Here is a 14,498-nt window from a genome sequence, read left to right as displayed (position 1 = left end):
CTTGCCCGCGAAAGCGTTGGGTCAGCCCGCATCGATGTTGAATGTGACGATGCCTTCGCGAGCAAGCCCGCTCCCACACTGATCTTCAGCGGCCACAGGGATTTGCGTACAGCACAAATCCCCTGTGGGAGCGGGCTTGCCCGCGAAGACGGTGGCACCGTCACCACCTGAGTCAGCAGACCCACCGCAACCGCCTTACAACAAGCTGATCGGGTAGCTGATGAAAATGCGGTTTTCATCGAACTCGTTGGTGCTGAAATCCCGCCGCATCGTCGAGTTGCGCCATTTCACGTTGAGGCTTTTCAGCGCGCCGCTCTGCACGGTGTAGGCCAGTTCGGTTTCGCGGCCCCATTCCTTGCCATCGTCGACGGTAGCGGTGTGCACATTGTCGCCGCTGATGTAGCGGTTCATCAGGGTCAGGCCCGGCACGCCGACGGCGGCGAAGTTGAAGTCGTGGCGCAGTTGCCAGGATTTTTCCTTGGCATTGTCATAGCTGGAGTTGTAGCTGTCGTTGGCCAGGGTGCCGCCGCTGGTGCCGTTGACGCGCATCCACGCGTCATCGCCGCCGACTTTCTGCAGGCCGACGTAAAAGGTGTTGCCGCCGTACTTGGCCGAGAGCATGGCGAACGCGGTTTTGTTGTCCAGGTCACCGGCCAGTGCGCTGCCGTCTTCCTTGCCGATGAAGTAGCCAAGGTTGGCGCCCAGGGTCCAGTCGCCGATGGGCTGGCTGTGGGTCAGGTTGAAATACTGCTGCTGGTAGATGTCGGACAGCTCGGCGTACCAAACCCCGACCTGGGTGCGCTTTTCATTGAAGGCGTATTCGCCGCCGCCGAAGTTGAAACGGTCGGAGGTGAAGGCGCCCCGGCCGTTCATCGACATGTCTTCCATGCTCGCGTCGTTGCGCGGGCTGTTGCCGCGGAACTGACCGCCGTAGAGGCTCAGGCCGTTGATCTCGGTGGAGGTCACCTGGCCGCCACGGAAGGTCTGCGGCAGGGATCGGCCGTCGTCGGAACGCAGGATCGGCAGCACCGGGATCCATTCACCGACCTTCAGTTCGGTCTTCGACACCTTGGCCTTCAGGGCCACGCCCAGACGACCGAAATCATCGGCCGGACGACCGTCGTCATGCACCGGTAGCAACTGCGTACCCGCCGTGCCGCGACCGCCGTCGAGCTTGACCGAGTACAGGCCCAGCACGTCCACGCCGAATCCCACCACGCCCTGGGTGAAACCGGACTTGGCGTCGAGGATGAAGTTCTGGGTCCATTCCTCGGCTTTGCCCTGGGCGTTGTTCGGGTTGGTGAAGTTGCGGTTGAAATAGGCGTTGCGCAGCGTCAGCGTGGCCTTGGCGTCGTCGACGAAACCTTCGGCATTGGCCATGGTGGGAAGGAATGCGGCCAGGCTGCTGCAACCGAGCAGAATCAGGGTGGGACTGGTAGTGCGGAGGGTACGGCGGGTCGAACGGTGGTCGGGGGAAAAACGGACACGTGTGCTCACTATGACGGCTCCCTACTTTTTTGTTGTTTTTATTTGTCATACGTCGTCGTACAACATGTGGAAGATTATTGGTCGGCGCTAAGCGTTGTCAACTGGCCATGATCGGAATTATCCAATGGCTGGTTTCTTCAAAATAGGCTGGGTCAATGGTTTCAGCACAAGGGTGTGCAGAGATGGGCCCTGGCGACGGCTCTATCGCGGAGCTTCGAAGATGGCGTGGTCATGCGATGACTGGTCTAAGACATTAGTCGAATAAACCCTTCAAGGGGCTCTGGCAGCCCCTTGTGGCGAGGGAGCTTGCTCCCGCTGGGCGGCGCAGCCGCCCCAACATGAGTTGACACGGTGTACCTGAAACGCTGTGCCAGTCCGTTTTACGACTGCTGCGCAGCCGAGCGGGAGCAAGCTCCCTCGCCACAAAAGAGCGTCTGCGTCCGCTGGCCTGGTCACTTACTGTAGGGCTGTCTTGAACTCAATTCTGAGTGCCTATAGAGGAACGTACCGGTTCATGTTCGCTGACGAATTTTCCTGTTTGTCCTGTTGGCCCGCTCAGTCTTTCTAAACAGTTCTGGTTTGGCTGTTCGAAAAGCATCGCTCTTAACTGCAAGTTTAGCTTTCGCAACTGCTGATGTAAGGTTTGAGTCCGTCATTTTTTGGCCTCTTGAACCTCGTACAGTTCCACCTTTTCGGAAAACTTCCAGGTTTTTGTTAGTGAATTCAAGTCGTCTTAGATATTTTGGTTTAGCGTCTATGGTTGTGTCTGGATTGTTTCTTACAAATTGATCCCACATCCGCGCACCTTGTACGCGTCTATCGTAAAAACGCTGTTGTCGTCGCTGAGCTGGAGTTGGATTTGGATTTCGGTAAAGAGGTTGTCTACCCAGCTTTTCGGGCTCTAGATTTGCCGCCACACTACGTGTCCTTGGGGCAACTGAAGGATTGAGAATATCAGTCGAGGCGGATAATGGCGCGATATTATGTCGAGAAACAGTTAAATCAAGTGCCGCGCTAGGCATAGATAGGTCCAAGGGGACTTGTTGTGCTGGTGGAAGTGCGGATCTAAGTCGTTGTATTACATGAAACGGGATGTTTCCTGAAGGATCATACCGATTAACCGGATCCCCACCACAATAAGCATACGCATTGATCCCACCCTCCCCAAACGGGCTCAACTCATCCGGGCTGTTAAACCGCATCAACACCGGATTAAAAGCCCGATTCCCCTGTCCTAACAAATAGTGCCCTGTGACCGAGTCACTCCGCTCACCATTGAATCCCAACAAACAACTCAACCCACTTTCTCCTGAACGATGTCCATAGGCGGTATAAGCCATCCGCTGCGAATCCGTGTCTGTCAAAGCCACCAACGGCGAACGCTGTTGGTCCGTCGCTAACAGCGCCGTCTCGCTAACACCCATGACACTCAACCGCTGCGCCAGCGGCTGTTCCCCATGGCGCACAATCGTCAGCTGGGCCTCGCTGTCGATTTCATTGACCAGTTCGTCGTTCTGATAGAAGCGCTGCACGCCTGGGCTTTGCAGCGGTGTCAGGCCGCTGAGGCGGTCCAGAGGGTCATAGTGGTAGCGGCACAGGATCTTCATTGATGACGGTGGCATGGGTGGTTCTTCCTAGAGAAGGCGATGCTGTCAGGCTCTGGGATTTCTGAACGTGCGTCTACTAGCAGAACTGTTAGTCATGGTAGTGAGCCGCTCTTTGTCCTGTTGCGGACGAGCCCCGCTGCTGAAAGTCTAGAAGGATGTAGCCGATGTGTCTGACCTTTCTTGACTATGGAGGTGAGCCCAGATTATTCGGTACCTACCTACGAATCCTCTTAATATGTTGTTCCAAAATACCTTGCTTAAGGCGCTTTAGCGCGTGTCTCCGATTGTGGTCTGCGCGATGGATTTCCTCTTTCGACGCTTGTATAAGTTCGAGTTGTTGTAGTTCTTGACTGTGTAATATGTAACGCTCCCTGTCTACCTCGAGTCCCATTGTTGGGCTATGCGGCGGCATATAGTCATCGTAATAGCGTGCCTGCTCTGCAAGGGTTCTTTTATTCTCATAATTAGCTTGCTGTGTCGGGGTCCGCGTTGACTTTCTTGGTAGTGTATTTCGAGCTGCTCCTTCTCGAGGTAATTTGATTTTTCGATATGCTTCGCCCGCAGAAACTGTCGGAGGCAGATTATTTGGAACAGTGGCGGGCATGGCTGTAACGGAAGACTGATGTGACGAGTGCTGAAGCAAGAGAGAAACGGTGTTTGGTCGGCTGTGCGTACTATTAGGGGTATCCTCCCACGGCCGGTGTAATCTTTTAGGAACAGGAACAGGAACAGGAACAGGAACAGGAACAGGAACAGGTGTAGGTGTAGGTGTAGGTGTAGGTGGAGGTGTAAAAGTAGTTCTGTTTTTTAGAAAGAACAAAGCACCGTTCCCACTCGGATCATACCGATTAACCGGATCCCCACCACAATAAGCATACGCATTGATCCCACCCTCCCCAAACGGACTCAACTCATCTGGACTGTTAAACCGCATCAACACCGGATTAAAAGCCCGATTCCCCTGTCCCAACAAATAATGCCCTGTGACCGAGTCACTCCGTTCACCATTGAACCCCAACAAACAACTCAACCCACTTTCCCCTGAACGATGTCCATAGGCGGTATAAGCCATCCGCTGCGAATCCGTGTCTGTCAAAGCCACCAACGGCGAACGCTGTTGGTCCGTCGCTAACAGCGCCGTCTCGCTAACACCCATGACACTCAGCCGCTGTGCCAGCGGCTGTTCCCCATGGCGCACAATCGTCAGTTGGGCCTCGCTGTCAATTTCGTTGACCAGTTCGTCGTTCTGATAGAAGCGCTGCACGCCGGGGCTTTGCAGCGGTATCAGGCCGGTGAGGCGGTCCAGGGGGTCATAGTGGTAGCGGCACAGGACCTTCATCGATGACGGGGGCATGGCGCGATCTTCCTGGGGCAGGCGATGCTCTCAGGCTCGGGGATTTGCGGGGTGGCGTCTACTAGCAGAACTGTTAGGTTTTGCGGGATTTGGGTGGGGTTGGTGGCTTCTTCGCGAGCAGGCCAGGCACTGCCGGTTGGCGACCCCGCGCAGGCAATGGGCGTGGATTTCAGCCATGCCGATAGGGAACGTGCCAGCGCGACGAGTGGTCGTATTTTTCATGCGAGCTGATCACACGGAGACCCGATGAACCAAGACGTCCCGAACACCGATACCAATCGTCGCCAATTGCTGCAGATCATCGCCGGCCTGTCGGACGGGGTGATGCTGGTCGAAGTCGACCAGACCATTGCCTGGGCCAATGACGCGGCACTGGCCATGCACGGGGTGAAGACCATCAGTGAGTTGGGCACTAATGCCGACGAGTACGCCCGGCGTTTCAATTTGCGCTACCGCAACAATCATCCGCTGACCGAGGACAATTACCCCATCGCCCGAGTGGCCCGTGGCGATGAGTTCAGCGACGTGTTGGTGGAAGTCACGCCCGAGGCTGACCCAGACCGTACCTGGGTGCACCGGATCCGCAGCATGGTGCTGACCGATCGCAGCGGTGAGCCGGAGTATCTGGTGCTGATCCTCAGCGACGCCACCGACTGGGCCAGCGCCGAGCAGCGTTTTGAAAGAACCTTCGGGGCCAATCCGGCACCGGCGGTGATCTGCCGTCTCAGCGACCTGCGCTACATCAAGGTCAACCAGGGCTTCCTGGAAATGACCGGCTACAGCCGCGAGCAGGTGATCGGGCGCTCGGTGTATGAGCTGGACGTGCTTGAAGCCGCCGAGCGGCGTGAGCTGGCCGTCGAGCGACTGGGGCAGGGCGCGACCATTCCGCAAATGGCGGCAGAGTTGAAATTGCCCGATGGCACCAGCAAGCAAGTGATCGTCGCCGGCCAACCCCTGGACCTGCACGACGAAGATTGCATATTGTTTTCGTTCATGGACATGGAGCCCCGGCGCAAGGCCGAAACCGCCCTGCGCCAGAGCGAGGAGCGCTTTGCCAAGTCGTTCCGCCTGTCGCCGGTGCCCACCTTCGTGTGCACGGCCGAGCAGTTGTTGCTGGAGGTCAACGAGGCTTTCGTCAACACCACCGGTTATGCCAGCGAAGAGTTGATGGGCAAGACCGTTGAAGAGATCGGCTTTCTCGACAAGGACGCCAGTGCGTCGTTGTTCGCCGTGCTGGAAAAAAGCGCGAGTGTCTCCGGTGTCGACGTCAAGGTGCACAAGAAGGGGGGAGAGCGCATCGACTGTGAAGTGGCGGCCGACACCGTGGTCATCCAGGACAAGCCGTGCTACTTGCTGGTGCTGATGAATATCACCGAACGCAAGCGCTCGGAGCTGGAACTGGTGGCGGCGATCGAGGAAGTGATGAAAGACGCTTCGTGGTTCAGCCGCACCCTGATCGAAAAACTGGCCAACGTGAAGAGCATCAACGCGCCATTGTCCTCGGCGTCGTTCACCGAGCTAACGGCTCGCGAGCGTGACGTGCTGGGGCTGATCTGCCAGGGGCTGGCGGACAAGGAAATCGCTGCGCGCCTGAAACTGGCCCCCAATACCGTGCGCAATCACGTGGCGACGTTGTACTCCAAACTGGATGTCCATAGCCGCAGCGAGGCGATCGTCTGGGCGCGTGAGCGGGGTTTGTTCGCCAACGAATGGCGCAACAAGGCACATTGATGGCCAGTGCATATGCACTGGCTGCGTTGGTGCAAATTCGGGTTCTGCTGCGGATGCCGGCTCCCTAGGCTGGGAGAGTGCGGCAATGTTTGTGAAGCCGCGTCCCCTACGTAACAATCAAGGAATACCGCCTAAATGCGCAGTAAACGATACAGCCGTACCATCGACAGGATGTCTGCAAAAGTCCTCCACCCGAACTTTCCCACCGCGCTCTTGCGACCTTGATGCCGAGGTGCAACCCATGACCCAATTGGCCCCTTTGCGCGCCCGCCTCGAACAAAGCTTCTCGCCGCTCGCTTGCGAATGCAGCCTCAATGGCGACGGCACCCTCACGGTACGCCTCTATCACCGCGACAGTGGCGAGGTAGACCTCGTGGTCAGCGGCATGAGCCTGGACAGTGTTCGTTCCGAAGAAAGCCTGGCTAAGCTGATCGACGAGCTGCGCTATGAGCTGCAGAACACGCCGTTGCATCGAGACGACAAACTCTGACTGCACCCACCGTGGCGAGGGAGCAAGCGCCCTCGCCACGGTTTGCAGGTAATAGGCGGCTACAGCTACAACAACGTCGCCCGACAATCGAGTAGCAACCGCGCCCCGCCATATTCGCTCCTGCCCACGTCCAGCGTGAACCCGTGCAGGTTGACAATCGCCGCGACAATCGACAAACCCAGGCCAAAACCGCCGTGCTGGCTGCTGCCTTCGGCGCGGTAGAAGCGCCGGAACACCGCCTTGCGCTCGGCTTCAGGGATGCCGGGGCCGGAGTCGAGCACTTCGATGCGGGTACTGTCGCCCTGATCGACCCCACGCAGGATCACCGTGCCGCCCGCCGGGGTGAACTTGATCGAATTGCTCAGCAGGTTCGACACCGCCTCGAACAACAAGGCCCGGTCGCCGGTGAGCAGGGGCAGGGTGTCGGGGACCTCCAAGGTGAACGTCAACTCGCCTTCCTCGGCCAGTGGCAGGTAGAAGTCGTGCAATTCCTGCAACAATTGCAACGGATCGAGGCGCACGAAGCCTGAACGACGCTGTTGGTCTTCCAGTTCGGAAATCCGCAACAAGCCGCGAAACCGCGCCATCAGGGTGTCGGTCTCGGCGATCACCTGGTCCATCTGCAACGCTTCGGGCGAGCCGTCCGGGGCTTGCTGCTGGATGCGATACAACTGCGCCCGCAGGCGGGTCAGCGGTGTGCGCAGGTCGTGGGCGATGTTGTCGCACACGCCCTTGACCTCGTTCATCAAGCGTTCGATGCGATCGAGCATGGCGTTGACGATCGCCGCCAGCATGTCCAGTTCATCGCGCCGGCTCGACAGCGGCAGGCGATGCTTCAGGTCCCCGGCGACGATGGCCTCGGCGCTGGCTTGCAGCTTGCGGATGCGTTGCAGCGGCCGGCGCCGCAGCAAATGCCAGCCGGCAATGCCCGGCAGGATGGTCAGCGAGACGCCCCAGAACAATGCATGCAGGATGATCCGCGTCACGGCGAACAGCGAACCGTTGTCCCGCGCCAGGATCAGCCAGCGGCCGTCCTGCACGCGGGTCGCCACCGCGTCGCAACTGTCGGAAGGAAGGCTGGGATCGTCGGAGTCGACGCAGCCGCCGAGCATGTGGATTTTGCCGTCCAGCGGCAGGTCGGCGGGGACGCGCATGATCGGCCCGCTCAAATGCCGCAGTTGCGGGTCGAACAGGCCGTAGGCGTCGACGCCACGCTCGTCCAGCGTCAGGCTGGCCATCAGCGCGTCTTCCAGTTGATCGCCGTGGATCCGGGCGAACAGGTGCTGGCGCTGCATCAAGGAGTGCTTGGCCAGGTTGTCGAGGTAGCCAAACACTTCGTAATACATCACGCCCATCAGGATCGCGCTCCACAGCACGAACAGCGCACTGTACAGCGCCAGCAGGCGACTGCTGGAGGAGCGCCAGCCCTTAGCGGGGTTCAGCAATGACATAGCCGGAACCCCGCACCGTGCGAATCAGCGGTTCCAGGCCCGGCGGGTCGATTTTCTTGCGCAGGCGCCCGATGTGGACGTCGATCAGGTTGGTGCCAGGGTCGAAGTGGTAGCCCCACACTTCCTCGAAAATCATCATGCGCGACAGGATCTGCCCGCAGTTGCGCATCAGGAACTCCAGCAACTTGTATTCGGTGGGCAGCAGGCTGAGCAATTGCCCGTTGCGGCTGGCTTCGCGGCTGATCAGGTTCAGCTCCAGGTCCGCCACCCGCAGCACGGTTTCCGGTTCCCGGGCACCATTGTTGCGTCGCAGCAGCACCTCGACCCGGGCGGCCATCTCATCGGTGGCGAAGGGCTTGGTCAGGTAGTCGTCGCCACCGGCCCGCAGGCCGCGCACGCGTTCATCGACGTCGGAGAGGGCGCTGATCATCAGGATTGGCGTGGCCACGCCCATGGTGCGCAGGGTGGTGACGATCACCAGGCCGTCGAGCTCGGGCAACATGCGATCGAGGGTGATCAGGTCATAGTCGCCGCTCACCGCGCGTTCCAGGCCTTCGCGGCCATTGTCGACCCAGTCGACGTCCAGGCCGTTGCGGGTCAGTTCGGCAACGATTTCACGGGCGGTCACGGCGTCGTCTTCAATGGTCAGGATGCGATTCATGGGCGGTACCGTGTTGAGAAATTCGCGCTATTGCGCAGCATTCTGCCAAAGAAAACCTGTCGGCTTTCTGAAAAAAAGTTCATGAGCCCGGCGGCCGGATTCCCTGGCCTGGATCAACACTTGGTCACAAATAATCCCTAACATAAATTTCGCGCGCATTATCCTGATGCGTCCGTTGCCCTGTTTTGGCGCGTTGTCGCGAGCAGGGGACGGACATGAATCGTTGGATGATGTACCGCAAGGAGCCTAGTCCTCACTGAACCTTCAAGGAAGAGCTGCATGATGCAACCTCAAGACTTTCTACGCCGAAAATTTGATATCCAGCCATTGGCCCGGGCCGACATGACGGTGCGCCTGGACGGTCGGGCCGTCAACGCTGCCGAGGGCGAAACCGTCCTCACCGTCATCCAGTCCCTGGGCCAGCGCCAGGTGGCCCGCAACGATCACGACCAACTCAGCGGCGCCTATTGTGGCATGGGCGTGTGCCAGTGCTGCCTGGTCAAGATCGACGGGCGCCACAAGCGGCGCGCCTGCCAGACCCTGGTGCGCCCGGGCATGCAGATCGAAACCCGGGCCAACCGCATCACCGAATCGGAGGCGCCATGAGCCTGGGGCCAGTGATTGTCGGCGGTGGGCCGGCGGGTATGGCGGCGGCCATCGAGCTCGCCCGCCACGGGGTGCGCTGCACCTTGCTCGAAGAGGCGCCGCGCCTCGGTGGCGTGGTCTATCGCGGGCCGCTGCGCGAGGGTGTGCAGCTGGATTACCTGGGGGCACGCTACAGTGAAGCCCTGGAAAAACTCCATGGGGAATTCCAACGTTACGCGCAACTGATTGAGGTGCACGTAAACAGCCGGGTCATCGGCGCCGAAGGCTTTCGAGCGCTGATGGTCCTCGATGCCGAGGAGCGCCTGCGGGAAGTGGCCTATTCGCATCTGGTCCTGGCGGCCGGTTGCCATGAGCGCAGCGTGCCGTTCCCGGGCTGGACCCTGCCGGGGGTGATGCTGTTGGGTGGCCTGCAATTGCAGATCAAGAGCGGGGTGGTCAAGCCGCCGAGCCCGGTGGTGATCGCCGGGACGGGGCCGTTGCTGCCGCTGGTGGCCTGCCAGTTGCACGCGGCGGGGGTGGCGGTGGCCGGGGTCTATGAGGCCTGTGCATTCGGCCGGATTGCCAAAGAAAGCCTGGCCTTGTTGAACAAGCCGCAACTGTTCCTCGATGGCCTGGGCATGCTGGCCTACCTCAAGCTCAAGCGCATTCCCATGCACTATGGCTGGGGCGTGGTGGAGGCCCATGGCGAAGGTGAGCTGGGCAGCGTGACCGTCGCGCCATATGCCGACAACTGGGCACCGGACCTGACGCGCGCCGAACAGGTGCCGGCCCAGACGCTGGCGGTCGGCTACGGGTTCATCCCGCGCACCCAACTGAGCCAGCAGATGGGCCTGGAGCACGGCTTCAGCGAAGACGGTTACCTGCGGGCGGTGGCGGACGCCTGGCAACAAAGCAGCGAGGCTCACATCCATCTGGCCGGCGACATGGGCGGGATTCGCGGCGGTGAAGCGGCCATGCTCAGCGCTCGCATCGCTGCGCTGTCGATCCTGCTGCAACGCAACGAGCTGGATTCGGCCACGGCCCTCGATCAGCGCGAGCGCTACCAGGCACAGCTCGATCGCATCATTCGCTTCCGCGCCGCCGTGGATCGCTACACCCAGCGGGGTGCCGGGCAGATTACCTTGCCGGCGGCCGACACGGTGATCTGCCGCTGTGAACACGCCACCCGCGCCGACATCGATCGCGCCCTGGAGCAGGGTGTGCAGGACATGGCCGGACTTAAGATGCGTACCCGCGTCAGCATGGGCGATTGCCAGGGGCGCATGTGCGTGGGCTATTGCAGCGACCGTTTGCGTCAAGCCACCGGGCGGGCCGATGTGGGTTGGCTGCGACCGCGATTCCCGATCGACCCGATTCCCTTTTCCGCGTTCAAGGACGTTGGCACGGAGAGCCACCATGACTAAGCAACCAGACCTCAAGGACTATGACGTGGTCATCGCCGGCGGCGGTGTGATCGGGGCCTCCTGCGCCTATCAACTGTCCAAGCGCAAGCACCTGAAGATCGCCCTGATCGACGCCAAGCGTCCCGGCAATGCCACCCGTGCCTCGGCGGGCGGCCTGTGGGCCATCGGTGAGTCGGTGGGCCTGGGCTGCGGGGTGATTTTCTTTCGGATGATGTCGGCCAATCGCAAGCGCCAGACCCAGGGCGCCGCGGTGGCGGTGGACGCCAGCATGCCGCACATCCTGCCGCAGTCGTTCTTCGATTTCGCCTTGCAATCCAACGCGCTGTACCCCCAGTTGCACCGCGAGCTGATGGAGAACCATGGCATGGACTTCAAGTTCGAGGAGACCGGGCTCAAGTTCGTGATCTATGACGACGAAGACCGCTCGTACGCCGAGCACATCGTCGCCTGCATCCCGCACCTGGCGGACCAGGTGCGCTGGCTCGACCAGGCGGCCCTGCGAGAGGCCGAACCGAGTGTCAGCCATGAAGCCCAGGGCGCTCTGGAGTTTCTGTGCGATCACCAGGTCAGCCCGTTCCGCCTGGCTGACGCCTACACCGAAGGCGCGCGGCAGAACGGTGTCGACCTGTTCTTCAATACCAATGTGATCGAGGTGCTGCGCAGCGGCACGCGGGTCATCGGGGTGAACACCGCCGAGGCGGGTACTTTCCACTGCCGAACCTTGATCAACGCGGCCGGTGCCTGGGCGGCGGACCTGAGCGAGCAGGCCACGGGCGTGCGCATTCCGGTCAAGCCGGTCAAGGGGCAGATCCTGCTGACCGAGCGCATGCCGAAGATCCTCAACGGCTGCCTGACCACCAGCGACTGTTATGTGGCGCAGAAGGACAACGGCGAAATCCTCATCGGCAGCACCACCGAAGACAAAGGCTTCGACGTGACCACCACCTACCCGGAAATCGAAGGGCTGGTGCAAGGCGCGATGCGCTGCATTCCGCAACTGGCCGACATCAACCTGAAGCGAACCTGGGCCGGCCTGCGCCCAGGTTCGCCCGATGAGCTGCCGATCCTGGGGCCGATGCGCGGGGTAGAGGGCTACCTCAACGCCTGCGGCCACTTCCGCACCGGCATCCTCACCTCGGCCATCACCGGCGTGCTGCTGGATAAACTGGTGAACCACGAACCGTTGCCGCTGGACATCACGCCGTTCCTGGCAGACCGCTTCGAGGTCGCCCCGGTCAAACAAGCGAAGGCAATGGAACCAGCGTGAAGCCCCGCTGTGGGAGCGGGCTTGCTCGCGAAGGCGGTGTACCAGTGGGTGATGCTGCCGGCTGTGCCACCGTCTTCGCGAGCAAGCTCGCTCCCACAAAAGCGTCGGGGGATGTCCAGCATTTGCGTGAAATCCACTATCTCCTGTGAGAGCGGGCTTGCCCGCGAAAGCGGTGTACCAGTGGGCGATGCTGCTCGCTGTGCCACCGTCTTCGCGAGCAAGCTCGCTCCCACAAAAGCGTCGGGGGATGTCCAGCATTTGCGTGAAATCCACTATCTCCTGTGGGAGCGGGCTTGCCCGCGAAAGCGGTGTACCAGTGGGTGATGCTGCCGGCTGTGCCACCGTCTTCGCGAGCAAGCTCGCTCCCACAAAAGCGTCGGGGGATGTCCAGCATTTGCGTGAAATCCACTATCTCCTGTGGGAGCGGGCTTGCCCGCGAAAGCGGTGTACCAGTGGATGATGCTGCCGGCTGTGCCACCGTCTTCGCGACCAAGCTCGCTCCCACACAGGTGACAGCGGTGAACGCTTAATTTGCGGCGTACCAAGCATCCCCTGTGGGAGCGAGCTTGCTCGCGATGACCGCGGGTATGTTGGCGTCGATGCCTACTGCATCGGGGTGTCGATGAACACTTCCAGCCCTTCGGCATAGGCGGTATAGGCGCTGATCAATGGAAATGACCGGCCCTCCACCTGGTCCGGCACCACCAGGTTGGAGAAGCTCCAGGCCACTGCCAGCGTGATACCGGCCTGATCCAGCGTGCCATCAGTGGGCAGCGGCGCTCGCTGCAGTTCCTGTTCCAGCATCCCATAGGCAGCCGCGAGCTGGCCTTCCACTCGCTCTACCCAGGGCGCGTGCTGGATGTCTGTGGGCCGCAGGTTGCGTTCGTAGTAGATCTGCACCGATTTCTCACACGCCGCCAGCGCCAACCCGATCAGGCGCAGTGACCGCAACCGCTGCCCGGCATCGTCTGGCATCAGGCGCTTTCCTGGTGCTGCCAGGGTTTGCAGGTAATCGATGATCAACGTCGAATCCATCAGTACGCTGCCATCGTCCAGCACCAGGGTCGGTGCCTTGACCACCGGGTTGATTCGCTGGAACTGCTCGAAATGCCGGAACACCGAAACCGACTCATGCTCCAGGGCGATGCCCAGGCATTTGGCGGACAGGGCGGTGCGGCGTACATAGGGCGAATCCAGCATGCCGATCAGTTTCATGGCTTCTCCTTCAGCGGTGGGTGATACATCAGTCCTCGAACCCGACTTGTTCATGGATCTCATCGACCTTGAGCTCCAGCCGGTAGGCCACGGCAATGAACAACGCCTGGCACAGGCACAGCGTGGCGCTCAACGAGCGGAAGGCGAACGAACTGCCTTCGTTCACCAACAACACCGCGTTGGCCCGCTTGGCTAGGGGCGACAGGTTGCTGTCGGTGATGATCAGCGTCTTGGCCTGGTGGTGCTGGGCGATGCGCAGGCAGTGCTGGGTTTCCTTGCCGTAGGGCGTGAAGCTGATGGCGATGACCAGGTCGTTGGCCCGCACGCTGCGCATCTGCTCGCGGTAGCTGCCGCCCAGGCCGGACACCAGGTGAATACGCTTGTTGGTGTGTTGCAGGTTGTAGACCAGGTAGTCGGCCACCGCAAACGAACGGCGTACGCCCACCACATAGATGTTGTCGGCGTTGACCACCAGGTCCACGGCTTTTTCGAAGGCTTGGTCGTCGAGCTCCAGCCCCAGGCGTTCGATGCCCGACAGGGTCGCGTTGACGCATTCGCGGGCCAGGTCGCCGCCACTGGCTTTCTGCGACTTGTTGGCGATCATGCTGCGGATGCGTTGCTGGTAGTTCTGCACCGGCGTGGTCTTGTGGGTGTACGCCTCGCGAAACAGCGCCTGCATTTCGCTGAACCCACTGAAGCCAAAGCGCTGGGAGAAACGCACGATGGCCGAGGGGTGCACTTCGCATTCGCGGGCGATGTCGCTGATCCGGTCGACCATGATCCGGTCGCTCTGCTGGCTCATGTAGCTGGCAATGCGCTTGAGCTGGCGGGGCAGGCTTTCGTACTCCTCGGTAATCAGTTGCAGCAGGCGCTCGGCATTGATCGGAGGGCTCGGGAGCGTGGCGTCGGACGCGCGCTCGGACGGTGCCGGCAGATCATCGGGGCGGGTCATAGAAAATCCTTCTGGCTTTGTTCTTATAGGGCGGCTGTCACACACGGCCCTCGACAATAGGTTGGCTGATCGCAGTCTACAGCGTAGGCGCTGGGAAAATCATGGGTAGGGCAACGTTGGCGCCGCTGCTGAAACGATGCACTGCGTCTGGTCCGCTTCGGCTATAGCGTATTGGAAAAAATATTCCACGTAAAAAATATATAGAATAATTATTGATTATTGCCCGCGGCTCGTTTTAGTCTGCACCCACCAAGAGCGTTGGCGCCGGTTTCG

At 60.5% G+C, this 14,498-nt stretch carries 12 protein-coding genes; 5 read left to right on the top strand and 7 right to left on the bottom strand.

From position 1 onward, the window contains the following. Positions 1-195: 195 nt before the first annotated feature. The 3 genes from V5F23_RS15840 to V5F23_RS15830 all read right to left on the bottom strand — a co-directional run bounded on the left by V5F23_RS15840 (position 196) and on the right by V5F23_RS15830 (position 4,449). Positions 196-1,497 (bottom strand): OprD family porin, encoded by a 1,302-nt coding sequence (locus tag V5F23_RS15840; protein ID WP_338495552.1) that lies wholly within the window; start codon positions 1,495-1,497, stop codon positions 196-198. Positions 1,498-2,000: 503 nt separating this feature from the next. Then, positions 2,001-3,110, bottom strand: coding sequence for an RHS repeat-associated core domain-containing protein (locus V5F23_RS15835; RefSeq protein WP_212802675.1), 1,110 nt, complete (start codon positions 3,108-3,110; stop codon positions 2,001-2,003). 199 nt (positions 3,111-3,309) lie between these two features. Beyond that, positions 3,310-4,449, bottom strand: coding sequence for an RHS repeat-associated core domain-containing protein (locus V5F23_RS15830; protein WP_338495550.1), 1,140 nt, complete (start codon positions 4,447-4,449; stop codon positions 3,310-3,312). Positions 4,450-4,695: 246 nt separating this feature from the next. Between V5F23_RS15830 and V5F23_RS15825 the strand changes: the two genes are divergently transcribed. Beyond that, positions 4,696-6,180, top strand: a complete 1,485-nt coding sequence (locus V5F23_RS15825; RefSeq protein ID WP_042732516.1) for a helix-turn-helix transcriptional regulator — start codon at positions 4,696-4,698, stop codon at positions 6,178-6,180. A gap of 241 nt (positions 6,181-6,421) precedes the next feature. Beyond that, positions 6,422-6,670 carry a DUF1652 domain-containing protein gene (locus V5F23_RS15820; RefSeq protein ID WP_042732515.1) on the top strand — a complete coding sequence of 83 codons (249 nt, stop codon included), beginning with the start codon at positions 6,422-6,424 and terminating at the stop codon, positions 6,668-6,670. Between the two features lie 65 nt (positions 6,671-6,735). Here the strand turns inward: V5F23_RS15820 and V5F23_RS15815 are convergent, their stop codons facing one another. Together V5F23_RS15815 and V5F23_RS15810 are read right to left on the bottom strand one after the other, a co-directional pair. Continuing rightward, the gene (locus V5F23_RS15815; protein WP_123578957.1) at positions 6,736-8,121 is read right to left on the bottom strand and encodes a HAMP domain-containing sensor histidine kinase; all 1,386 of its coding nucleotides are present in this window, start codon (positions 8,119-8,121) and stop codon (positions 6,736-6,738) included. After that, the gene (locus tag V5F23_RS15810; RefSeq protein ID WP_042732930.1) at positions 8,099-8,782 is read right to left on the bottom strand and encodes a response regulator transcription factor; all 684 of its coding nucleotides are present in this window, start codon (positions 8,780-8,782) and stop codon (positions 8,099-8,101) included. Before V5F23_RS15810 ends, V5F23_RS15815 begins: the two co-directional genes overlap by 23 nt. A gap of 282 nt (positions 8,783-9,064) precedes the next feature. Between V5F23_RS15810 and hcnA the strand changes: the two genes are divergently transcribed. From hcnA to hcnC, 3 genes are read left to right on the top strand one after another with little or no spacing between them, the layout of a single operon-like run. After that, the gene (gene hcnA / locus V5F23_RS15805; protein WP_042732931.1) at positions 9,065-9,388 is read left to right on the top strand and encodes a cyanide-forming glycine dehydrogenase subunit HcnA; all 324 of its coding nucleotides are present in this window, start codon (positions 9,065-9,067) and stop codon (positions 9,386-9,388) included. Beyond that, positions 9,385-10,791, top strand: coding sequence for a cyanide-forming glycine dehydrogenase subunit HcnB (gene hcnB / locus V5F23_RS15800; protein WP_212802673.1), 1,407 nt, complete (start codon positions 9,385-9,387; stop codon positions 10,789-10,791). Before hcnA ends, hcnB begins: the two co-directional genes overlap by 4 nt. Continuing rightward, complete coding sequence (gene hcnC / locus V5F23_RS15795) at positions 10,784-12,058, top strand: cyanide-forming glycine dehydrogenase subunit HcnC (protein ID WP_338495547.1); 1,275 nt, start codon at positions 10,784-10,786, stop codon at positions 12,056-12,058. The genes hcnB and hcnC overlap by 8 nt, the downstream gene beginning before the upstream one ends. 603 nt (positions 12,059-12,661) lie before the next feature. Here hcnC and V5F23_RS15790 read toward each other — a convergent pair. Both V5F23_RS15790 and V5F23_RS15785 read right to left on the bottom strand, forming a co-directional pair. After that, positions 12,662-13,273, bottom strand: coding sequence for a glutathione S-transferase (locus V5F23_RS15790; protein WP_212802672.1), 612 nt, complete (start codon positions 13,271-13,273; stop codon positions 12,662-12,664). 28 nt (positions 13,274-13,301) lie between these two features. Then, positions 13,302-14,225: a MurR/RpiR family transcriptional regulator gene (locus tag V5F23_RS15785; protein ID WP_042732351.1), complete on the bottom strand. Its 924-nt coding sequence runs from the start codon at positions 14,223-14,225 to the stop codon at positions 13,302-13,304. Positions 14,226-14,498 lie beyond the last annotated feature (273 nt).

The sequence above is a fragment of the Pseudomonas sp. WP18 genome (genome assembly GCF_036689585.1).
GTDB lineage: Bacteria > Pseudomonadota > Gammaproteobacteria > Pseudomonadales > Pseudomonadaceae > Aquipseudomonas > Aquipseudomonas chlororaphis_E.
The sequence above is the reverse complement of the archived record's forward strand: the minus strand, read 5'-3'. Positions and strand labels throughout refer to the sequence as shown.